The organism is Methylobacterium sp. WL103, from assembly GCF_008039885.1.
GTDB lineage: Bacteria > Pseudomonadota > Alphaproteobacteria > Rhizobiales > Beijerinckiaceae > Methylobacterium > Methylobacterium cerastii.
The window spans coordinates 1-20018 of record NZ_VRUX01000028.1 but is presented as its reverse complement, the minus strand read 5'-3'; the positions used below and the strand labels follow the sequence as shown (position 1 = coordinate 20018).

The following is a 20018-nucleotide window of genomic DNA, read 5'->3' as shown; positions in this document are numbered from 1 at the left end:
TCGGGCTAGAAAAGCATCTCGTCACCGCAAAACATCCAGATCGGCGCACGGTCATCCCCTCGGTCAGCCGGCCTTCAGGAAGACGACGCGACCGAAATACAACGCCGAGCCTCCACCGAGCGCTTACCCACATCATGACGCCGAAGCCGCTGATCATGATCCCACCGAACAGGCCGCCCCACCACAGGCTGTTGGACGCCCAGGCATCATCGGTCAGGATCAGGAAGGTTCCGCTGACGAGCGTCCCCGTTGCTCCTACCGATAGAAACCTTCGCCCCATCTTGCGGAGCTCATGACGGTTCTCGGGTAAATCCGGATCGCACATGACGGAAGCCCTCCAGCTCTCCGACTATGACTGCCGCTACGTCGCGGCATCTCAAGGACAATCGAGATGGCTTTTCGAGAAACGCCGAACGTCTTAACTCACGCGAGCTGGACTAGAGCCTTTGGAACTGAACGCCGCAAACCGTGCCCAATCTCCTGACAACCAAAAGTCAGCTTTCAATTTTTACCTCTTCAGAAGCAGACCGGCAAGAAACCACCCGAAGCGGCCGTGCGCTATCGGCTCGTGGCAGGTGATTCGGGCGATTGTTCTCGGCCCTCTTGCAACACACGGTAGACCTGCATCCGCGAGCCCCCAACTGCTCGTGCGACCGCGGCTGGTCCGTTCCCATCGGCGTACAGGGCCCGAATTTGCTCTCGGTCGAGCCGGCGCTTACCGCCAAGGTAGATGCCAGCAGACTTCGCACGCTCGATGCCCTCGCGCTGGCGCTCCTTGATGAAGCGGCGCTCCATATGCGCGACCATGCCGAGCACCGTCAGCATAACATGGCCCATCGGCCCCTGCGTTGAGACGTGCGGGTCGAGCACTGTGACGAAGGCCCCGCGTTGCTCAACCTCGTGGATAATGTTGAGCACGTCGCGGGTGTCGCGTCCAAGCCGGTCGAGGCGGGCGACCACCAATTCGTCGCCGGCTCGGAGAAACGCGATCACGGTCGCCAGTTCGGTGCGGCCCTCGCGCGAGCCGCCTGATACCTTTTCCGAGCGGATGAGGGTGCAGCCCTCAGCGGTGAGGCGGGCGACCTGCCCGTCGAGATCTTGGTCGAGTGTCGAAACGCGGGCGTAACCGATGCGGGCCATGGGGTGTCACTCCAGGGTAGTAGGCCCACCCGAAACACCACACCTGCAATAGTCGCTGTCAACGGAGCGCCGTGAGTGCGCCCACTAAGGCGAGGCCGATGTGCTACTTCCCGGCGCAACACCGCGCGCTGAAAGGCTGTGCCATGCCCCGGATCACTTGCCTTCATACGGCCCAGAGCAACATCGCGGTCTTCGATGCCGCCCTAGCGGCGGCCGGCTTGACCGGGGTGACGCTACACCATGAGGTGCGCGCCGACCTTCTTGCCGCAGCGGAGCGGGAGGGTGGGCTGACGATGCAGATCGCGCAGCGGACCGCTGAGGCACTGCAAGGCTTGAGCGACGGGGCCGACGTCGTTCTCCTGACGTGCTCAACCTTGGGGCCGGCCGCGGAGATCGCTGCTGACGATGCGACGATCCCGATCTTACGGGTCGATGCAGCCTTGGCGGCCGAGGCCGTCAAGGATGGAGGCAGCGTCGTGGTACTGTGTGCTGTCGAGACGACGGTGGAGCCGACAAGGCGGCTGTTCGAATCGGCGGCACTGGCGACCGGGGCAGAGGTGACGGTGTGCCTGGTTCCTGGTGCGTGGGAGGCGTTCAAGGCTGGCGACCGGGATCGCTACTTGGCCATAGTCGCCGAAGCCGCAGAGGACGCCATGCGAGGCGGCGCGACGCGGGTTGCACTGGCGCAAGCTTCGATGGCGGAGGCCAGCAACTTGTTACCTACCGCTCAACGCGCCCTCAGCAGCCCGACCGTTGGCCTCACGGCAGCCGCCACAGCCGCCGCCAGCGTCACATCAGCCCTTAGGCCCGACGCGCCAAGCGTCACATAAAGTCGAATCGACCCTGTTGTGACGAGGACGAGCGCTCCGCCGGTTACGTCACGCCGGGGTATACCTTCATGTTAGCAATGCCGATTTGCTTCGGTGCTGACTGTGATAGGCAATGGTTCGCTCCTTTTGTTGAAGTTTCTACGCCAACTTTACGGATGCAATATGCGAAAGTTTTTGGTGACTATCCCGTATGAGGCTTCAAAAATGATGGGGATATGAGCGGCATCACCCGCCTCTTATACACGGGAGCTGCATATTCACTGACGAGCCAACCGAATTTCCGACGGGCTCATCCAATGTTGAAACGCGGACTGGAAAAACCATTTTTGATATGGATAGGGGATCCCAGATGCATCCAAAAGTTTTTATTTCCTACAGCTGGACCACGCCCGACCACGAGGCATGGGTAATTCGATTTGCAGAAGAACTACGCAGCCAAGCCGTTGATGTGATTCTCGACAAATGGGACTTGCGCGAGGGGCATGATGCAAATGTTTTCATGGAACAAATGGTCTCACGAGAAGACATAAAAAAGTAGTAATGATTTGCGATAAGAAGTATGCAGAAAAGAGCGATCAGCGATCTGGTGGCGCAGGAACTGAAGCGCAGATCATATCTGCTAGTCTTTATACTAAGACAGATCAAAACAAATTTGTCGCGGTTGTGCGCGAGCGTAATGCAGATGGGCATGCCTACTTGCCAACTTATTATAAAGGTCGAATATACATCGATCTTATAGATGAAGCTCGATATGGAGAGGAATTTGATCGTCTCTTGAGATGGATTTATGATAGACCGCTTTATGCAAAGCCCGAAATGGGCAAGCCTCCAGCTTTTTTGAATTTGGATAGCCCGGTCAAACTTACCACCGCCGTTCCACTGCGTCGCGCAGTCGATGCCATAAAGGCCGGGCGTGATCAAGCTGAAGCATTTTCAGAACAGTACCTTGATGTAATAATATCAGAATTGAATCAATTTGTTCTTGAGGGCGGCGGAGAAAACTTTGATGAAAAAATCTTAAAAAGCATCGACGACTTTATTCCCTATAGAAACGAGTTGGTTGAATTCTTCATTAATGTAGCCACATACCGACCAACCGAGGCTATGGCTAAAGTCATACACCGATTTTTTGAAAAGCTGATCGTTTTCAATTATCCACGTGATAACCGCGGCTATAACAACTGGAGTTTCGATAATTTTAAATTCATTAGCAACGAGATTTTTTGTATTACATTGGCATTATGATTTGGCGCGAACGTTTTGACATGGCTGCTAGTGTGATTCATGTTGATTATTATATAGGCGACCTGAGCAACCAACGCTCCCAGCCCATGAGTACTTTCCGAGAGTTCGTGGATCATTTGCAGTCTATTCAAGCTAATGACCAGCGTCAGCAAGCAAGAAAAATTTCACCACAGGGTTCTCTTTTAGAGAAACGCAGCCAAGGCGTGGGGGTTGAATTTCGATACATTATGGCGGCTGATTTTATTCTCTTTCTTGCAGGAAGCGTTCGAAACATTCGGTGGTATCCTTTCACACTCGTCTATGCCACCATCCGTTCCGTGTCCTTTGAAATATTCGCACGATCTTCATCACTTGCATATTTTAGCAAAATAAGACCAATGCTCGGCGTGTCGGACATAAACGAATTTCGTCAGCTTATAGATAAACTTGAAGCGTCAGATACCCTTCCGCGATTTGATTACAGTACGATCAGCCCGGTCAGTCTAACTTTTGCAGCTCAGATTGGAACTAGACCATAGACATAATTATACACTGGTGCGAAAATATTATTGGTGCCGCGGTGGTGCAGAAACTAGGTTTTCTTTCGCGCACGGCCTTCTGCTTGTCCAGCCGGCGACGATCCGAGCCGCGCGAGATGGATCGATGCCGGCGGCCTCTTTCAACCGGTCAGGCTCGGCCTCGACGATCTCGAAGGCGCCTTACCCCAAGGCCGTGCCGATGCGCTTGGCCATGGCCGGGTCGATACCGCGCATGTATCCTGAGGCGAGATACCTCTCGATGCCATCCACGCCGGTCGGCTGCGTGACCTTCAGGGTCTCGGCCTTGAACTGAAGTCCGTGTTGCCTGTCGGTAAACCAGAGGACGGTCGCAACCACACACTCACCAGCGCTGATGGCCGGGGCATGGCCGATTACTGGCAAGAGATCGCGCCTGCCGCGCGCCTGGACCTTCAGGACGCAGAAGCCGCTGTCGGCGTTGTGGAAGGTCACTCGCTCGACGGTGCCGGCGAGCGTTTCCTTCGGCGGCGGGGCATGGGTCGGTGGCCGGGCGTTCACAGGGGCATGATCGTCTCAGGCTGAAGTCACGGGTGCCAAGCTGATTGATCTGCTATCTATGTCCCTGGATCAATCGGCAGCACCCCATCTACGAGGCCCTCCGCGATGCCCGCTACAGCGAACGCGCCGCGTGCCAGAATCCTTCAGCTCGCGAAGCTCGTCGCCGCTGATCTTCGACGGGGGCAAATGACGGCAGGGTTGCAGACCGTCGGACTTGCGCTGTCCGATAATCCGGTCGCCGTGATCGTCGTGCTCGACCTGCTGATCAAAGAGGTTGGCAAAAAGCGTCCCAACGACGCTTTGTGCGAGGCTCTTCTTTTCATGATAGGGCAAGCGCTCGACGAGACGCGGATGGCGGTCGAAGGCGGCAGCGAACCGGCGAAGAACCTCGTTAAAGAGGTCCGGCAGAAGCTCGTTACGGCGGCCGAGAGTGGCCTATTGCCACCCGAAGTGATGATGGTGGTTGGCCAGCAATTTACAGCGGCCAAGCTCGATCTTGGCGATGAGTTGCGTGCCCTCATCCTTGCTCTCTCCGAGCAGGCCGCCTCACACGGCCCGTCGCTCAGTCCCGACGACATCACCACGCATTATGCCGCCATGGCCGAGGCTTTCGGTCACGACCCTTTCCTCATCCACGGGCAACTCTCCGAGCAATTGGCTGCCTTTCCGGCTGACCAGCGTTCCGTGATCGCTGGGTCCTTCGTCGCCTCGGAGGTGGCATCGATGCGGGAGGCTGCTCTTGGATGGCTGCTCGATCCAAACCCCTCAGTGGTCGAGCAGGTGGCCCGGAACCTCGTAGTAGCTGCTCAACACGGAGGCATATCTGCGGCAAGCGCAGAGCGCCTCGTCATGATGCGCCCGTGGCTTACAGAGGCCGCACAAGCAACGCTCGACTCGGCAGTTCGCGCTTGCCGGCAGCGCGGCCTGCAATCTGCTATTAAGCCGGCGGTTCAGATCAGCGCAGTCATCGCCTCGGGGTGCGATGGAGCCGGCGCACAGAGCGTCTTCGTGATCCTCAAACGAGGGCGAAAACTTGCACTGGCCTCCCTTTTGGTTAAGCACGGCTTTGGGGTACGAGACGCTTGGGTCCGAGAGGATCTCAGCCGGCGCGAGAGCGATCAGTTCCTTGCCGAGGTTGGCCGCCAACTCGATACGTTCGATGCCTCGCCCGAGATCGCGCAGTCGCTCATAGCGCACCACCTCGCAACCAATATCGACCGCCAGGAGCCACCTCCGTTTGGCTTGGTTCAATTTCTCGAGGCCGTGAGTCCCGGTCAGGTCCGACCCGAGCGGATGGGAACTGAATTGCTGATAGAGCAGCTTCTCGACGGCGTCCCGTCCGAGCGGCAATCGCCGAAAGCCATCGCGGCCGCGCTCGCTGATTCGAAGCTTTGGCCGAGAGAGTATGCCTTCCTGCAATCGTGGTTCGAGCCAAGCGATACCCCTCCTGCCACCGCCCGTAAGGAGGGAACGAAGAAGCAGCGGGAGGAAGCCGCCTTGCGAGATCTTATCTCCCCGCAGCGAGGGCGTTGGGCCGAACTGCTAGCCTGGACGGCTAAGGCGGCCCAGGATGAGGTTGAGGGCGAAGAGCGTATCGACTTCGCACTGGTAGCCCGTGAACTTCTCGGAAATCGACCTCTGGCGGAAATACCGCTCGCTGTCTGGATCGCGAAAAACACGGTTGCGGCTTCAGCAGGTTGACTGAACGGCACTCGGTAAGTTGGCACAGTAGCGGATGGTCAGCCAGGAAACTACTAATCTGCAATGGACATCCGTCCCTACAAAAGCCGAGATGACGAAGCTTCGGTGCTCGCGGTCTTCGACCGGACGTTCTGGTTCTCTCATTCGTTTTTAAAAAGACATGAGCAGACCGAGGGTCGTCAGCATCTTAAGCTTCTATTGGAATACTCCAAAACTCTTATTGCTGAGCTAGACGACTCTGTAATTGGCTTCATCACTGTAGATTACGAAGGCTACATCTCCGCATTGTACGTCGGCCAGAGCAGCATTGGTGTCGGATCAGCTCTGCTGCGAGCGGCAGAAGATCGTCATCGACGCTTCGAGCTTCACGTTTTTGAAGAAAACTTTTTGGCCGTGAAATTTTGCACAGCGCGGGGCTTTGCGGTGGTCGATGAGGATACGCAGATCGATAGCCTAGGTCGCCGGCACCGCCGATACGCTATGGAGCGCGCCAACGGTTCCACCGCCTATCGGTAGCTGAGGAGCCTTCGGCAAAGCTGGGAAATGCGCTGGCTCAGCTCAGAGAGTCACCCCGCGGCTTCGGGGTTCGTTCTCACAGAAAACCGATCCCGCGCCGTGATGCGGTCGGCGGGTAGGTCTCGGACGTTACCCTGGAAAATCTCCTGGCTAAGGAAGGTGCGCTCGATCTCGAACCGATCCTCTTCAACATCGATGTACCAACAGCGCCGCCGGCCGCTCCAGCGATAGCTGCGCGCCTTCAGTACGTCCTTCGTGGTAATAGGCGAGCCTGCGGCCCAGATGCGCACCGTGGGCTTGCGGGCAGTTTCGAGCAGGCATGACAGCGCGAGGCGGCCGGAGGCCCTTAATGGGGCTGCTAGCAGCGCCATGAGGGCATGGCAGTCGTCGATGGCGCGATGCCCGTTATGGAAGAAGCCGTAGTCGGTGAGTAGATAGCCAAGCTTCATGCCCTCGTGGCCTTCGTCACGCCATGGCACCTGATGGCAGGAACAAGCCCAGTTCTTCTCGGCAAAGATTGGCCAGCGGCCCTCGCACATCTGGCGGTCGAAGCTGGCGTTGTGAGCGATCACCACGGCGGCATCGGCGGTCATCGCGCGCACGGCCGCATCGTCGATGCGCTGGCCAGCCACGTCGGCATCCGTGATGCCGGTCAACCGCGTGACCTCGGGCGGGATCGGCTTGCTCGGTTGATGAAGCTGGTTGAGCGTCTCGAGCACCCGGTAGACGCGGCCGCTCGCGCCGTACTCGAACTTGATGATGCCAAGCTCGATCACCTCGTCGCGTGCGTGATCGATTCCCGTGGTCTCTGTGTCGAGGATCAGCCCAATGAACGTCGGCTCGTCGGCTGGATCCATGAGATCGACAAACGGTCTGACACGCCGCAGCACCCGGTAGTCGCCAGTGCCCTGAAGCACGCTTGCGATGCTGTCGAGGGCTTCCGTCACTGCTGTTGTGTCCAGTTCCAAACCTCGCCATCGCTCAGCCATTGGAGGCCGCGACTCGACACGGGAGCAGGACACGGTCACGGCCTCCCAGCCAGACCTTCTAAAGCTGAGTCCCCAAGGAAATTAGCGCGGCTTGGATTCATCACATCGAGGGCCGAGCTCTCAGGCGGCTCTATGGCTTACTCGCGGCCTTCTTCGACGGCTCCGTGGGTTTGATGCTTCCCGTCTCGGAGACACGTTCACGAGCCTGATCGAGGCGCTTCTTCGAGGCGATAAGCTCGCGCTGTGAGCTGCCAAGCTGGCCCTTGGCCGTGTCGCGCGCGACAACAGCTTGACCAAGCTCCTCGCGTGACGAGGCAAGTTTGCCTTGCCACTCACGGACAAGGTCGATGTTTGCCTGCTCCAACTCTCTCTGACGACTCACGAAGCCGCTTCTTTCAGTCTGAAGCAGGCTGACCTCAGTCGTGAGATTGCGGTTCGCTGACGCTGTGTTCGCGTAGGCTCCCCAACCTGCAAAGGCAAAAACCCCCAGGATGAGAGGAAGCAACTGAGCACGGGTTGGCTTCCACGCAAACATCGCCTGCGTTTTCCAGTGTATTAGTTCGAGCAGGCGAGGCATGGCCCGTTTATCTCTCGTTGCAACTGAGCGGACACGTTTTGTCCGAACGGCTGATCGACCAGATTTTTGACAATGCCCAGGCAGCATTAACGCTTGGTTGCCATCAGGATCGTAGCCCTGCGTTTGCTGCGCAACTTTTGTTAAGAGCAAGGAGCATCAAGACTGGACGAGGGTTCGATGCTTTGGACGTTGCCCCGTCCGCCGGCGATCACCCGTAGGTTATCGAGATCGAAGGACGGATGCTTCCCTATTGCGACGGCTTTGGCCTTCAGTGTCACGTCGCCTTAGCCGTCCGCTACCGTGCGTCCTGCATGTCCCATAATGGCGTTGTAAACGCGCGGGCTGATTTCTGCCTCCTCGCAGATCGTCGTGAAGAGGTGCCGCCACCGGTGATACGGCTGCACATTCGGATCGGGGACGATGGGCCGGACGAACTTCGGCATCCGGTTTAGCAGGCCGGCAAGCGGGCCTAGCACATCGCCGCCGTTGCCGGGCGGGAGGAAGAACACCTCGCGCTGTTTCAAACCTTCACGGAGCCGTGAGGCAGCACTACGCACACACATTGTGGTTGCGATAATGCTAAGCTAGAACAACCTATGATAGAAAAATTGTATGCCCAGAGGTTGCCGTGGAACCATCAGAATGCTGCATCTTCCGAATCGTAGCCGCCTCGGTTGTCGGCGCGCTCATAAGCGCGGTCATGCTTGCAGATCAGCCACTACTTCTAGCTTTTTTTATTGTACCCTTAGGTGGGTCAGTAATGGCAATTGCTGCAATGCTTTTGTTTCAGTTCGTTCGGCAATACGTATCCAAAGAGCCAATCGGGCTTGACCCGAAAGCAGACTACTTTGTGCGAAAAATCGGATTTCGATAGATTATAGATTAGACATTCTCGACTGAAGCTGCGCGATGATTCGGCTCGCCGCCGCGCAAGTGTTGCTTACCGTCGCCCTGAGTGAAAGCGGTAACGCCAGCCCTCCTCCATCCTGCGCTCCTCCGCACTCTCCTCTGGGACGGGCTCCAACCGCAACAGAATCATCGCGAAGCCGTTCTGCTGGACATACACTTGCTCGTTGAGAACCGGCGCACGGAGGTCGCGCTTCTTATCGATCCAGAGATCAGGACTGCACGCGGCGATGTCGCTCGCGATGCTCGGTTGATTCGGACTCCTGTGAAAGAGCGATTGCTCCGGGACCGGGCTTCCGACGGCGCAGACGATGGCCGGGAAGGAGAGGCTGCGGTAGCAACGCTGCACCCGGCCGTTGCCCGCCACGACGATGGCGATCCGCTCGGCGTGGTACTGGACGTAGGCCCGGGCCGCCGTCTCCTTACCGACCGCGAATTCGCGCGCGAGCGCAAGAACGTGCTGCAGATCGGGCTCGCGAAACGCCGTCATAGCCCCCCGTAGGAGGTGCGGAGGCATCAGCAGGAGGCTGGCAAAGCGGTTGGCCTCGACCTCCCTGCGCTGCCGCGGGTCGTCCGCCTTGGCCGTGATGCGCAGCATGTCGGATTTCTTGCACGAGAACCGGTCAGGCTGATCGGGGATGTGGTGCGCCATCAGGAAGTGGCCGAGTTCGTGCGCGATGGTGAAGCGGCGACGCGGTTCGCCCCCGCGCTTGGCGAGGATGGTGCCGTCAGACCGCTTCGCGTCGGTGACGAGGCCGCCCTCGAACGCCTCGGTTTCGAGGTCCTCGACCTTCAGGATGCCGAGGCGTGCGCATAGCTCCTGGATCGGCACGGGTACCGGAAGGTTCGGCTCGGCCTGTAGGATGCGTTTGACGAGCGCCTCCGGCGAGCCCGCATCTGCAAGGTCCTTCCTATTGATCTGCATGCGCGGACACCTCCGTACTTCCGAGGCGATCCATCAGGTTGCCATGCACCTGCGATCCCAAGACCAGGTTGCAAGGGAGTGCGCGCGAGCAGTACCTCAACCGCCCCATCGTGAGCAAAGGCCATGCTGGCGTGGCATGGCGGTCCCTGTGATCCCGACGGCATCGGGGGAGCTAAGATCGCTGCCGCGCTCGCCAAGCTGTCACAGCGGCGACCGCTAGGCCGAACAGGTTTTCTCAAGTTCATGGAGTGGTGACATCGCGCTCAGACGCTCGGCTTGCCTAGCCCAAGATGGCCGTGCGCCTCGGCGGGCGTCATCAGTCGAACGGCCTCATCCGAAAAGCCAAGCTCGTGCAACTCGCGCCGTTGCCGATTCGTGATCATCAACGATACGGCGGGAGCTGATGCAGGCGGGGTCTCCGTTCCACCCGAATGGGCGTCATTCGCTCCGCGCAAACGGTCAACATATGCTTTTTCTTCGGCTGCCTGATTGAAGAGCGCTCGGAGATAGTCGTCGGTCCCTGACATCGGCGATGCTGCCTGCCTCCCTGCTGTATCAACGGTATACTCGGCCGCCCACTCCTTTGATAAGCCCATGTTGACATACATCGCGTGCCGAGTTTCTCGCAGCAAGCGCAGACTTTCGCTGGCCCTCGGGGTGGGGCTGTTCATCCGGGAGGCTACTCAGAGGCAATGCATATCCGTCTCTACAAGTGCGGAGTTGACGAAGCTTTAGTGCTTGCGGTGTTCGACCGGACGTTCCCCGTCTCTCATTCGTTCTTGGAACGCAGTGAGCAGACCGAGGGGCGGCAGCATTTGGAGCTTCTGCTGGGACACCCGGAAACCCTGATTGCAGAGTTCGACGGCTCGGTGATCGGCTTCATCACCGTGGATGATGAAGGCTACATCTCCGCCTTGTACGTAGATCCCCCATATGCCGGCCAGGGGATAGGATCAGCTCTCTTACAGGAAGCACAGAAACGTCACCGGTGGCTGCGCCTCCACGTCTTTGCCAAGAACGTTCTGGCCGTTGATTTTTATCGGTCTCGGGACTTCGCCGTTATCGAAGAGGATTCTCAAATCGATAGCTCAGGTCGTCGGCACCGACGGTTTGAAATGGAACGTCGCCGTACTTGAGGTTATGCATTGCCCACTGCAAGCTGCGGTATGTGCTGCACTGACACGCACAATGTTCGAGGAAATAAATTAAAAAAGGCCACCTTCGAAGGCGGCCTTTTCGGATCTTCGTTTCAGTATGCTGCGTGGACTAGAAGTCCATGCCGCCCATGCCACCGCCCATGCCGCCACCGCCCATGCCGCCACCGCCGGGCATCTGCGGAGCTTCCTTCCTCGGAGCCTCGGAAATCATCGCCTCGGTCGTGACGAGCAGACCGGCAACCGACGCTGCACCCTGTAAGGCAGCCCGCACAACCTTTGCCGGATCAACGATGCCGGCCTGAAGCATGTCAACATACTCTTCCGTCTGAGCGTTGAAGCCGTAGGTCGCGGACGAGTTCGCGAGGATCTTGCCGACGACTATCGAGCCCTCGACACCCGAGTTCTGGGCGATCTGACGGATCGGAGCTTCAAGTGCCTTCAGGACGATCTTGATGCCGGCCTGGACGTCGGGGTTGTCGTTCGAGAGGCCCTGAACGGCCGCCTTGGCGCGGAGCAAGGCGGTGCCGCCGCCGGGGACGATACCCTCTTCCACTGCCGCACGGGTGGCATGAAGCGCGTCATCAACGCGGTCCTTCTTCTCCTTGACCTCGACCTCGGTCGAGCCACCGACACGGATGACCGCGACGCCACCAGCGAGCTTGGCCTGACGCTCCTGGAGCTTTTCCTTATCGTAGTCCGAGGTGGTCTCTTCGATCTGCGCTTTGATCTGAGCCACACGTGCTTCGATGTCGGCCTTGTCGCCGGCACCGTCGATGATCGTGGTGGTCTCCTTGTCGATGCGCACCCGCTTGGCGTGGCCCAACATCTCGAGGGTGACGTTCTCGAGCTTGATGCCGAGGTCCTCGGCGATCATCTGACCCTTGGTGAGCAGGGCAATGTCTTCGAGCATGGCCTTGCGGCGATCACCGAACCCCGGAGCCTTCACGGCCGCGACCTTGAGGCCGCCGCGCAGCTTGTTCACCACGAGGGTGGCGAGCGCCTCGCCCTCGATGTCCTCGGCGATGATGAGCAGCGGCTTGCCCGTCTGCACCACGGCTTCAAGAATCGGCAGCAGGGCCTGAAGCGAGCCGAGCTTCTTCTCATGGATGAGGATGTAGGGATCCTCGAGATCCGCCATCATCTTCTCGGCATTGGTGATGAAGTACGGGGAGAGGTAGCCGCGGTCGAACTGCATGCCCTCGACGACGTCGAGTTCGGTCTCAGCCGTCTTGGCCTCCTCGACGGTGATGACACCCTCTTTGCCGACCTTCTCCATGGCATGGGCGATCATCTCGCCAATTTCCTTGTCACCATTGGCTGAGATCGTGCCGACCTGCGCGATTTCCTCCGATGAGGCGACCTTGCGTGCGCGCTCACCGATGTCCTTCACGACAGCGGCCACAGCGAGATCGATGCCGCGCTTGAGATCCATCGGGTTCATACCAGCGGCCACGTACTTCACACCCTCGCGGACGATGGAGGCAGCAAGCACGGTCGCCGTCGTAGTGCCGTCGCCCGCGATGTCGCTCGACTTCGAGGCCACTTCACGCACCATCTGGGCGCCCATGTTCTCGAACTTGTCGGAAAGTTCGATCTCTTTGGCGACGGTGACGCCGTCTTTGGTGATGCGGGGCGCGCCGTAGCTCTTGTCAATCACGACGTTGCGGCCCTTTGGACCGAGCGTGACCTTCACCGCGTTGGCAAGGAGCTCGACGCCACGCAGCATCTTCTCGCGGGCATCGACCGAAAAACGAACGTCTTTGGCAGCCATGGGTATGGTCTCTTCAATGCTATTACGCCCTGAGGCACGCCACAGCGGCCGCCTCGAAAGGGCAGGTCATTGGAATTGCGAGCGGCGCGAGCGATTTAGGCGATGACGCCCATGATGTCTGTTTCCTTCATGATCAGAAGGTCCTGACCGTCGATCTTGACCTCGGTGCCGGACCACTTGCCGAACAGCACGCGATCACCGGCCTTCACATCGGGAGCGTTGATCCGCCCAGCTTCATCCCGAGCACCGGGACCGACTGCGATGACCTCGCCCTCCTGCGGCTTCTCCTTGACCGTGTCCGGGATAATGATGCCGCCCTTGGTCTTCTCCTCGCCTTCGATACGACGGAGAACCACGCGGTCATGCAGCGGACGAAATTTCATTTTCGGATTCCAATCGTCCTGCCGATCACGTTGCACGGGTACGATGCTCGGATCGCAGGAGAGGCGGCGGCTGCAAATTCAAAAGCTACCGCGCCAAGCGGTCATTAGCACTCAATCGACTGGACTGCTAATAATCGTTTGCCCCAGCCGGATTTTGTTTTGGGCGCGTATGCGTGAGATCGGTTCGATATGTGGGACCGGCGTTACGGTGAAACGGTGGTCAACTTCTCGTACTGGTTGTATAAAAAGTTTTGCTTCCTTGCGGAGACCGGATGCCGACAAACGCTGCCGCTAAAAAGTTGCCTGAGGGCGAGATAACGTTTCGTGGTCGGGGGCACGGAGTGCTGACGGGGCTCAAGCTGCTTCTTAGGGTGTGCCCGCATTGCTCACAGCGGAACGAGTGGCGGGCGGCGGAGAAGGGCTTCTGCCAATGGTGCGCTTATGTCCCGCTGTTAAGTGATGCCGAGGCCGCCAAGGCGGCATAAAGTTGGCTCCGCTCAAACAACGCCCAGCAAGTTGTATGTTGTTCCATAGACGATGATCCGCCCGGCGAGGAACAGGCAGTCGCCAAGAATTGTAATACTTCGGGCCAACTGATGCCACGGCTTCCATATATGTGAATCAGATCGCCTTCACAGCAGATTCCTGGACAACCTGTTATAGGTCAACCTCTGCCGGTAATTGCCCGTAGCTTGTCGAGATCGAAGGACGGAAGCTTACATATTGCGATAGCTTTGGCCTTCAGCGTTACGTCGCCGTAGCTCTCTGCCACTGTGCGTCCGGCATGACCCATGATCGCGTTGTAGACACGTGGGTTGATCTCAGCTTCCTCACAAATTGTAGTGAAAAGGTGCCGCCACCCATGATTCGGCTGGACGTTCGGGTCGGGCACTATGGGCCGAACGAACTCCCGCATCCGATTCAGCAGGCCGGCGAGCGGGCCAAGGACATCGCCGCCTTTGCCGGGCGTGAGGAAGAGCGGTCCCTCTGCGCTCGCCGCGACGAAGGACGGAAAGCCAAGCTCGACCAGTTGCTGGTGCAGCACCACGTCCCGCGCTTCGTCGGTTTTTACCGTGCCGGCCTCGGGCGTGATGTTGATGATCCACAGATCACCTTCGCGGCGAAGGTCCTGCCGCCGCAACTGGCCCATCTCTCCAACCCGCGCACCGCTGAATGCGCAAAGCCATGGAAGCCAGCGCTTCGCGGCGGCTGTGCGCGGGTTCTCATGCTCACCGGCAACGTAGTGCAGCGCGGCCGAGAGGATCGCGTGAACCTCGACCTCGACGAAACCCTTCGCCCGAACGCGCTGCCTCTTGCCGATCTTGATCGTCAGTCCAGACGCTGGGTTCGCCGGGAGCTTCCGATTGATCACCGCCCAGCCGAACAGCGTCTTCAGCGCTGCGAGATCGCTGTCCTTCACCGTCTTGGCAGATGGCACTTTGCCGGTGCGCTTCGAGGGTGTTGCCAGCCGATAGTCCTTGAAGGCGACGATGTCCTCCGCCGTCACCTGCGTGGCATCGTCGTGCTTCAGGAAAGCGATGAGGTAGCGGACCGTCTTATCGTAGCTCTCGTGTGTGCTGGGCTTGCGACCGGCGCCCTTCGCCTCCTGCCACCATGCGTCGAACAGGCCGGTCAGGGACAACGGCTTCGGGCCTCCGCGTTGCGTCAGCGCGCGAGAGGGTGTCGGGATCGAAGGCGCCGCCGCGCCAACATGCCCGTCGGCTTCCCTGGTAGAATCGTGAGCGGGCGAATCATCGAGGCCGATCTCACCCTGCGCAGCACGACCGAGAGTGAGGCTTGCCCTCTGAAGTGCGACGCCGACAGCCCTCGCCAGCTTCGTCCGGCTCCACTCATCGACGACGAGGCCGTTGCGGGCGAGGATCCTGTCGGCCTCCGCGAAGCACCTGTGCCGCATCGAGCGGTAGAACAGGTTCGTGATCGGCACCGTGCCGGTCACGCCCGGCTGCGCCTCGGTTTCGGGCAATGGCACGGCCGTCCAAAGCGTCGGGTAGAGGTCGGTGTGCCAACCAACCTGGAAGCTCGGATCGTCGTGGTGCAGGTATAGCCACTGCTCGTGAGCGGAGGTGGCAAGGGCGTGAGCTTCGCGCTCCGTCAGCGTGCGCGCGCCGCCTCGGAGGTTGGCCCAACGTGCCTCGACCTCGGCCGAGCGCTTGGCGTAGCGGACACGAGCCTCGGCCGGGTCCTTCGTCTCAAGGCTGAAGAGTTCCTCGCGCTTGCCCACGAGGTCGCGCAGGTCCTTCGGCACGGCACGCCGGAACCAGAAGACGCGGGTTTTAGGGTGGGGCCAGGGCTGCGCCATTCTCAGGGCCATTTGTATCACCCGATTGTATCACTCGGGCTGCCCTAAGTCTCTGATTTTGCTGATTTGCTTTGCGGTTCAGCGGCTTAGCCGGCTGATGGTGCCCAGGAAAGGACTCGAACCTTCACCTCTTGCAAGACTGGTACCTGAAACCAGCGCGTCTACCAATTCCGCCACCTGGGCTCGTCGGGCGCTCGGCGCCGACGAAGGCTCGTTTAGGGGGTGGCGTCGGTGGCGTCAATCGGGATTCCGCATCGCGGGCACTCGTCGGTCCGATACCACCACGGCCCGTTCCGGCGAGGCGCCGGTCGGGTCGTGGTCCGCTGCGCCGGGTGCCGGCATCTCAGATTTGTGCGGCCGGCTCGGCGTCCTCCGCGTCCGGCACCCGGGCTCGGTTCGATCGGCGGTCGAGCAGGGAGCGTCCGAGGGCACGGAACGGGGCGGCGAGGCGGCGGGCGTCCTCGGCGCGCTCCATGAAGCGTTCGCCGCTGCGGATCTCCTTGTCGAGGCGGGCCATCGTCCGGGCCAGCGCCGGGTCGTCGTCGTCGAGCCAGATCTCGGTGACGCGGGCGAAGGCGATCACCACGCCCTGGAGCTTGAGCCGGCCGAGGGGGCCTTCCGTGTCGATCCCGGCCGCCGCCAGCATGTAGCGGTGCGAGTTCAGCGCCACGCCGTTCAGCGCGAGCATCGACAGCGGATCGCCGCGGAGGGCGTAGGCGATGCGCCGCAGCGCCGGCTTGTACGGCGTCATCGCGTCGAGGCGGCGCATCAGCACGTCGAACAGGCGCTCGCGCGTCGGCTCCTCGGCGAGGTCCGAACCGTCGTCCTCCAGAACCTTGCGGTCGATGATCCGGGCGAGCCCGCCGAGGACGGCGCCCTTCGAGGGGAACAGGTCGCGCAGCTCCGCGAGGCTCAGACCGGCCTCTCGGGCGATGTCGCCGACCTCGATGTCGTTCCAGGGCTGCTCGGCCGCGAGCCGCATCAAAGCCTCCACCGCCGCCTCGCGCGGGGGCAGCGTCGGCGCCTCGGAGTGAGCGCTCAGCTGGGCCGGCTTGCGGCCCTTCTTCGACGAGCCTGCTGTCTCGGTCATGCGGCCTGCTCCTGGCTTGTCGTGGGCGCGACGCCCGATGGGACGCGCGCCGCGTAAGGGCGATCGATGCGCTGGCACCCGATCCTGCTTCCCGTCCTATGTAGGGATGCGGGCGGACGAGGGCAGTGCCTTTGTGCGCGCTTGCCGCATGACGGCCCGGGAACGACGGATATGACGGGGACGGGCGAGACGCGGTATCCTTCAGATACGCCGGGATCGGGGGGTTACATGCGGATCGTCTGGGCCATGTTCCTCCTCGCCGCCTTCCTCGCGCCGGCGGCGCAGGCCGAGGATGCCGCGATCGCCCGGGATCTCGCCCGGGATCTCGCGCCGACCGGCACGCTCCGGGCGGCGATCAACCTCGGCAACGCGGTGCTGGCGCGCAAGGGGGCGGACGGCGCGCTGTCCGGCGTCGCGGTCGACCTCGCGCGCGCTCTGTCGGAGCGGATCGGCGTGCCGCTGGTCCTCGTGCCCTACGACAGCGCCGGCGCGGTCTCGGAGGCGGCGGCGAGCGGCGCCTGGGACGTCTGCTTCCTCGCACGCGACCCGACGCGCGCCGAGGGTATCGTCTTCACCGCGCCCTACCTCGTGATCGAGGGCGGCTACCTCGTGCCCGCCGCCTCGCCGATCCGCGCGCTGGATGCGGTCGACCGGGACGGCGTGCGCATCGCGGTCGGCCGGGGCAGCGCCTACGACCTGTACCTGAGCCGCACCATCCGCCACGCCACCCTGGTGCGCGCGCCCACCTCGCCGGCGGCGATCGCCCTCTTCGCCGAATCCGGGCTCGAGGTGGCGGCCAACGTCCGCCAGCCGCTGGAGGCCTACGCCGCCGCGCATCCCCAAGTGCGCATGCTGCCCGGCCGCTTCATGGAAATCGCCCAGGCGATGGGCGTGCCGAAGGGCCGGGACGCGGGCGCGGCCTACCTGCGCCGGTTCGTCGAGGCGATGAAGGCCGACGGCTTCGTGGCGAAAGCGTTGGACGCCAACGGCCAGGCGGCGACGGTGGCGCCGGCCGAGTGAGCATCAGGGTCTCGGCCGGGGAGGCGCGCCTGCGGCCCCGCGCCTACTCCGCCGCCACCCGCGGCGGCGACGGGTAGGTCCGCCCGTCGTTGGCGGGTCTCGCCGGGGATGTGAGCCCTGCGTCTTCCGGGTCGTCGCGCTCGCCGACGAAGCGCACGAACAGGCGCACGATCAGGCGGGAAAGGTCGTCCATCAGCACGAAGATCGCCGGCACGAAGACCAGCGAGAGGCCGGTGGAGACGATGAGGCCGCCGATCACCGCGATCGCCATCGGCGCGCGGAACTCGCCGCCGATGCCCAAAGCCATCGCCGAGGGCACCATGCCGGCGGCCATGGCGATGGTGGTCATCACGATCGGCCGGGCGCGCTTGCGGCCCGCATCGATGATCGCGGTGGCGCGGTCGACGCCGCGGCTCATCTCCTCGACGGCGAAGTCGACGAGCATGATCGCGTTCTTCGTCACCACGCCCATCAGCATCAGGATGCCGATGACGACGGGCATCGAGATCGGCTTGTGGAACACCAGCAGCCCGAGGATCGCGCCGCCGATCGAGAGCGGCAACGAGAACAGGATCGTCATCGGCTGCAGGAACGAGCCGAACAGCAGGATCAGCACGCCGAACACCATCATCAACCCGGCGCCCATGGCCAGGGCGAAGCCGGAGAACACCTCGCCCATCACCTCGGCATCGCCGGTCTGGCTGATGGTCACGCCGGGCGGCAGGCTCTTGGCGGTGGGCAGCTGCATGACCTGGTCGATCAGGGAGCCCAGCGCGTCGGAGCCCTGCATGTCGCCCTCCAACGCCACGCGGATCGCCCGGTCGTAGCGGTCGATCGCCGTCGGACCCTGGCCGAGGGAGAGGTCGGCCACCGTCGAGAGCGGCACCGCGGCGCCGCCCTTGACCGGGACCTTGAGGGTCTCGAGCTGGGCGAGGTCGCCGCGCAGGCGGTCGGGCAGCTGCACCCGGATCGGCACCTGCCGGTCCCGGGCGTTGAACTTGGCGAGGTTGGCGCCGATGTCGCCGATGGTGCCGACGCGCACCGTCTCGGCGATGAGGTCGGTCGAGACGCCGAGGTCGGCGGCGACCCCGGCCTTGGGGCGGATGCGGATCTCGGTGCGGTCGAGCGGTGCGGTCGAGATCACGTTGACGAGGTGGGGCACACCGGCCGCCTCGCGCTGGAGACGCTGGGACACGTCGGCGACCACCGCCTTGTCCGGCCCGGCGATGATCAGCGCGAGGTCGCGCTGGCCGCCCTCGCGCAACGCCCAGAACCGGATGTCGGGCTGCTGCCGCAGGATCGCGCCGACGGCGACGTCGACCTCCTTCTGCGTGCGGTGGCGGGTGTTCTTCGGCGTCAGGTTGATGGTCAGCGAGGCGAGCCGGACCTCCTTCTTGCCCGGCAGCTGCCGGCCGCCATCCACGAACACGCTGCGCACCTCGGGCAGCGTGCGGATCTTGTCCACGAGGGCGTCGGTCACCCGCGTCGTCTCGGCGAGCCGGGCGCCGGGCGGCAGCTCGACCACGAACAGGGTGCGGGCGGCGTCCTCGGCCGGCAGGAAGCCGGAGGGCAGCAGGCCGGTCGACATGATCGAGGCGGCAAAGCACGCCAGCCCCGCCACGAGGGTGACGAACTTGTGCCGGACCGACCACGCAACCAGGCGGGTGTAGCCGCGCATGATCACGCCTTCGCGCGTGTCCTCCGGCCCGTGGTCGCGCAGGAAGTAGGCGGCGAGCAGCGGGGTGATCAGGCGCGCGACCAGCAGCGACATGAACACGGCCGCCGCGATCGTCAGGCCGAACTGCTTGAAGTACTGCCCGGCGATGCCGCCCATGAACGAGACGGGGGCGAAGATCGCGATGATCGTCGCGGTGATGGCGATGACGGCAAGCCCGATCTCGTCGGCCGCCTCCAGGGCCGCGCGGTAGGGCGACTTCCCCATCCGCATGTGGCGGACGATGTTCTCGATCTCGACGATGGCGTCGTCGACCAGGATGCCGGTGACCAGCGTGATCGCCAGAAGGCTCACGGCGTTGAGCGAGAAGCCCAGCGTGCTCATCACCCAGAACGTCGGCAGCACGGAGAGCGGCAGCGCCACCGCAGCGATCAGCGTCGCGCGCCAATCCTTCAGGAACAGCAGCACGACGATGACCGCGAGCGCCGAGCCTTCGAGCAGCCCCAGCATCGCCGAATGGTAGTTGCCGACGGTGTTGGTGACGGAGGTGTCGATCAGGTCGAAGCGCACGCCCGGGTTGGCGGCATGCAGGGCCGCGATCCGGTCGGCGACGCCGACCGAGACGTCGGCGTCGCTCGCGCCCGCCGAGCGCGAGATCGCGAAGGCGACCACCGGCTCGCCGTTGAAGCGGGCGAAGGTGCGCGGCTCCTCGGCGGTG

Annotated in this window: 19 protein-coding genes, 1 tRNA gene and 1 pseudogene; 7 read left to right on the top strand and 14 right to left on the bottom strand. The window is 61.9% G+C overall.

From position 1 onward, the window contains the following. Positions 1-325 (bottom strand): hypothetical protein (locus FV222_RS30585; RefSeq protein ID WP_210248447.1); only part of this gene is annotated, 325 nt, incomplete at its 3' end. 233 nt (positions 326-558) lie between these two features. Next, the gene (locus FV222_RS03875) at positions 559-1140 is read right to left on the bottom strand and encodes a recombinase family protein (RefSeq protein WP_147813039.1); all 582 of its coding nucleotides are present in this window, start codon (positions 1138-1140) and stop codon (positions 559-561) included. Positions 1141-1238: 98 nt separating this feature from the next. Between FV222_RS03875 and FV222_RS03870 the strand changes: the two genes are divergently transcribed. The 3 genes from FV222_RS03870 (at position 1239) to FV222_RS03855 (ending at position 3733) form a co-directional block, all read left to right on the top strand. After that, complete coding sequence (locus tag FV222_RS03870) at positions 1239-1970, top strand: aspartate/glutamate racemase family protein (protein WP_246685317.1); 732 nt, start codon at positions 1239-1241, stop codon at positions 1968-1970. A gap of 540 nt (positions 1971-2510) precedes the next feature. Then, positions 2511-3215: a hypothetical protein gene (locus tag FV222_RS03860; protein WP_147813037.1), complete on the top strand. Its 705-nt coding sequence runs from the start codon at positions 2511-2513 to the stop codon at positions 3213-3215. 20 nt (positions 3216-3235) lie between these two features. Next, complete coding sequence (locus tag FV222_RS03855; RefSeq protein WP_210248446.1) at positions 3236-3733, top strand: hypothetical protein; 498 nt, start codon at positions 3236-3238, stop codon at positions 3731-3733. Positions 3734-3808: 75 nt separating this feature from the next. On the opposite strand, the pseudogene FV222_RS03850 reads toward FV222_RS03855, so the two are convergent. Then, a pseudogene (locus FV222_RS03850) lies at positions 3809-4270 on the bottom strand (helix-hairpin-helix domain-containing protein); the annotation flags it as partial. A 105-nt stretch (positions 4271-4375) separates the two neighbouring features. On the opposite strand from FV222_RS03850, the gene FV222_RS03845 reads away from it, so the two are divergent. Further along, complete coding sequence (locus FV222_RS03845; protein ID WP_147813035.1) at positions 4376-5971, top strand: hypothetical protein; 1596 nt, start codon at positions 4376-4378, stop codon at positions 5969-5971. Positions 5972-6076: 105 nt separating this feature from the next. Next, a complete protein-coding gene (locus FV222_RS03840) occupies positions 6077-6487 on the top strand; it encodes a GNAT family N-acetyltransferase (RefSeq protein WP_210248445.1) in 411 nt (136 codons plus the stop codon). 50 nt (positions 6488-6537) lie between these two features. Here the strand turns inward: FV222_RS03840 and FV222_RS03835 are convergent, their stop codons facing one another. The 5 genes from FV222_RS03835 to FV222_RS03815 all read right to left on the bottom strand — a co-directional run bounded on the left by FV222_RS03835 (position 6538) and on the right by FV222_RS03815 (position 10492). Further along, positions 6538-7434, bottom strand: coding sequence for a 3'-5' exonuclease (locus FV222_RS03835; RefSeq protein WP_147813033.1), 897 nt, complete (start codon positions 7432-7434; stop codon positions 6538-6540). Positions 7435-7606: 172 nt separating this feature from the next. Next, positions 7607-8053, bottom strand: coding sequence for a hypothetical protein (locus FV222_RS03830; protein WP_147813032.1), 447 nt, complete (start codon positions 8051-8053; stop codon positions 7607-7609). 284 nt (positions 8054-8337) lie between these two features. Continuing rightward, positions 8338-8577, bottom strand: coding sequence for a hypothetical protein (locus FV222_RS03825; RefSeq protein ID WP_147813031.1), 240 nt, complete (start codon positions 8575-8577; stop codon positions 8338-8340). A 416-nt stretch (positions 8578-8993) separates the two neighbouring features. Further along, on the bottom strand, positions 8994-9884 hold the full coding sequence (locus tag FV222_RS03820) for an ImmA/IrrE family metallo-endopeptidase (RefSeq protein WP_147813030.1): 891 nt from the start codon (positions 9882-9884) through the stop codon (positions 8994-8996). Between the two features lie 263 nt (positions 9885-10147). Then, a complete protein-coding gene (locus tag FV222_RS03815; RefSeq protein ID WP_147813029.1) occupies positions 10148-10492 on the bottom strand; it encodes a hypothetical protein in 345 nt (114 codons plus the stop codon). Between the two features lie 126 nt (positions 10493-10618). Here FV222_RS03815 and FV222_RS03810 point away from each other — a divergent pair, with 126 nt between their 5' ends. Continuing rightward, positions 10619-11020 carry a GNAT family N-acetyltransferase gene (locus FV222_RS03810; RefSeq protein WP_210248444.1) on the top strand — a complete coding sequence of 134 codons (402 nt, stop codon included), beginning with the start codon at positions 10619-10621 and terminating at the stop codon, positions 11018-11020. A gap of 130 nt (positions 11021-11150) precedes the next feature. Here the strand turns inward: FV222_RS03810 and groL are convergent, their stop codons facing one another. From groL to FV222_RS03780, 5 genes are all read right to left on the bottom strand, one after another. Next, positions 11151-12812, bottom strand: a complete 1662-nt coding sequence (gene groL / locus FV222_RS03805; protein ID WP_147813027.1) for a chaperonin GroEL — start codon at positions 12810-12812, stop codon at positions 11151-11153. A 95-nt stretch (positions 12813-12907) separates the two neighbouring features. Continuing rightward, positions 12908-13195 (bottom strand): co-chaperone GroES, encoded by a 288-nt coding sequence (locus FV222_RS03800; RefSeq protein ID WP_147813042.1) that lies wholly within the window; start codon positions 13193-13195, stop codon positions 12908-12910. A 664-nt stretch (positions 13196-13859) separates the two neighbouring features. Further along, positions 13860-15515 (bottom strand): site-specific integrase, encoded by a 1656-nt coding sequence (locus FV222_RS03790; protein WP_246685316.1) that lies wholly within the window; start codon positions 15513-15515, stop codon positions 13860-13862. A 98-nt stretch (positions 15516-15613) separates the two neighbouring features. Then, positions 15614-15698: transfer RNA gene (locus FV222_RS03785), tRNA-Leu, on the bottom strand. A 160-nt stretch (positions 15699-15858) separates the two neighbouring features. Next, positions 15859-16605, bottom strand: a complete 747-nt coding sequence (locus FV222_RS03780; RefSeq protein ID WP_187277206.1) for a TetR/AcrR family transcriptional regulator — start codon at positions 16603-16605, stop codon at positions 15859-15861. Positions 16606-16833: 228 nt separating this feature from the next. On the opposite strand from FV222_RS03780, the gene FV222_RS03775 reads away from it, so the two are divergent. Continuing rightward, positions 16834-17625: an ABC transporter substrate-binding protein gene (locus FV222_RS03775; protein ID WP_147813024.1), complete on the top strand. Its 792-nt coding sequence runs from the start codon at positions 16834-16836 to the stop codon at positions 17623-17625. A gap of 43 nt (positions 17626-17668) precedes the next feature. On the opposite strand, the gene FV222_RS03770 is transcribed toward FV222_RS03775, so the two are convergent. Beyond that, a partial coding sequence (locus FV222_RS03770; protein WP_147813023.1) for an efflux RND transporter permease subunit occupies positions 17669-20018 on the bottom strand: 2350 nt, incomplete at its 5' end.

Bases quoted from the DNA above. Each gene is read 5' to 3' on its own strand.
- FV222_RS03875 (WP_147813039.1), bottom strand. From the start codon at position 1,140: ATGGCCCGCATCGGTTACGCCCGCGTTTCGACACTCGACCAAGATCTC.
- FV222_RS03870 (WP_246685317.1), top strand. From the start codon at position 1,239: ATGTGCTACTTCCCGGCGCAACACCGCGCGCTGAAAGGCTGTGCCATG.
- FV222_RS03860 (WP_147813037.1), top strand. From the start codon at position 2,511: ATGATTTGCGATAAGAAGTATGCAGAAAAGAGCGATCAGCGATCTGGT.
- FV222_RS03855 (WP_210248446.1), top strand. From the start codon at position 3,236: ATGGCTGCTAGTGTGATTCATGTTGATTATTATATAGGCGACCTGAGC.
- FV222_RS03845 (WP_147813035.1), top strand. From the start codon at position 4,376: ATGCCCGCTACAGCGAACGCGCCGCGTGCCAGAATCCTTCAGCTCGCG.
- FV222_RS03830 (WP_147813032.1), bottom strand. From the start codon at position 8,053: ATGCCTCGCCTGCTCGAACTAATACACTGGAAAACGCAGGCGATGTTT.
- FV222_RS03820 (WP_147813030.1), bottom strand. From the start codon at position 9,884: ATGCAGATCAATAGGAAGGACCTTGCAGATGCGGGCTCGCCGGAGGCG.
- FV222_RS03815 (WP_147813029.1), bottom strand. From the start codon at position 10,492: ATGTATGTCAACATGGGCTTATCAAAGGAGTGGGCGGCCGAGTATACC.
- groL (WP_147813027.1), bottom strand. From the start codon at position 12,812: ATGGCTGCCAAAGACGTTCGTTTTTCGGTCGATGCCCGCGAGAAGATG.
- FV222_RS03800 (WP_147813042.1), bottom strand. From the start codon at position 13,195: ATGAAATTTCGTCCGCTGCATGACCGCGTGGTTCTCCGTCGTATCGAA.
- FV222_RS03790 (WP_246685316.1), bottom strand. From the start codon at position 15,515: ATGGCGCAGCCCTGGCCCCACCCTAAAACCCGCGTCTTCTGGTTCCGG.
- FV222_RS03780 (WP_187277206.1), bottom strand. From the start codon at position 16,605: ATGACCGAGACAGCAGGCTCGTCGAAGAAGGGCCGCAAGCCGGCCCAG.
- FV222_RS03775 (WP_147813024.1), top strand. From the start codon at position 16,834: ATGCGGATCGTCTGGGCCATGTTCCTCCTCGCCGCCTTCCTCGCGCCG.